Genomic DNA, 950 nt, shown 5'->3' on the forward strand with positions numbered 1-950 from the left:
TCGTCGTTCCGCTCGAGAACGATAATTTTCTGACATGTTACTTTCTCCTGCCTTTCAATTCTCCCGTTGATTTACTTAAAAATATTGAGGTCACTTTCTAAAATGCATTTGATTAAGAAAGTATATTGACCTGGAGCATTCAATATTTTCCCAATTCACAGATTATAAATTTTAGAATACTTCTTATACAAACTATTTTCACTTCTATTTTTCCTAATAACGCTGCCCCTTTAAGCATAGAATGTAAAAAGTGAATTTTTAATACCTCGTATAAATAATATACCTTTTTTTCAAATGGTCAATATTTTCTTATTTATAAATCAAAGGTGAAATAAAAATAGCACAACGATATGTACTTCGTGTGAACTTCCTTATAATTACGTATAACAAACATTTAATATATTGCATATAAGTATAATACCTCTTAATTTATAAGGATTTCAACTTCACAACCTCAATATCTACAAGAAATTATTAAAAATGAAAAGTGAGGAGTTGCGTAATGATGAAGCTATCTCCCGTGATTTCAAAAAATATAGTTGCTGTTGGCTATAATCCTTTTTCTATGATTTTGCGAATCCAATTAAAGAATGGTATGTACGATTTCTTTAATGTACCAGAAAGTATTTATACTGGCCTATTACATGCACAATCTAAAAGTTATTATCATAAAACTTATATTAAAAATTCTTTCCGCCACACAAAAATTTAAACTTAACACCCACTAAAAAAAGGAGGTTAATCCTCCTTTCTTTTAAAAACATTTCACAGATGAATTATCTTCGATTCCTCTTATTAATTTCATCATATGCTTGAATTTGTTTTTTCAAACGCCGATCAGCTTTTTTATCATGCACTACAAGAATTGCATGTATAACTCCTGGCACCCAAAATATTAATGTTAATATGAAATTTATTATTGCCTGAATTGGTTTTCCACAAAATAGTAC

The 950-nt window shown here is 28.7% G+C and carries 2 protein-coding genes; one reads left to right on the forward strand and one right to left on the reverse strand.

From position 1 onward, the window contains the following. Positions 1–502 precede the first annotated feature (502 nt). On the forward strand, positions 503–712 hold the full coding sequence (locus tag DN400_RS29265; RefSeq protein ID WP_000977080.1) for a KTSC domain-containing protein: 210 nt from the start codon (positions 503–505) through the stop codon (positions 710–712). Positions 713–776: 64 nt separating this feature from the next. Here DN400_RS29265 and DN400_RS29270 read toward each other — a convergent pair. Then, positions 777–950: YqaE/Pmp3 family membrane protein (locus DN400_RS29270; RefSeq protein ID WP_147802117.1), on the reverse strand; the 174-nt coding region annotated here is incomplete at its 5' end.

Source organism: Bacillus sp. AR8-1, from assembly GCF_008042345.1.
In the GTDB taxonomy this organism is placed as follows: Bacteria; Bacillota; Bacilli; order Bacillales; family Bacillaceae_G; genus Bacillus_A; species Bacillus_A cereus.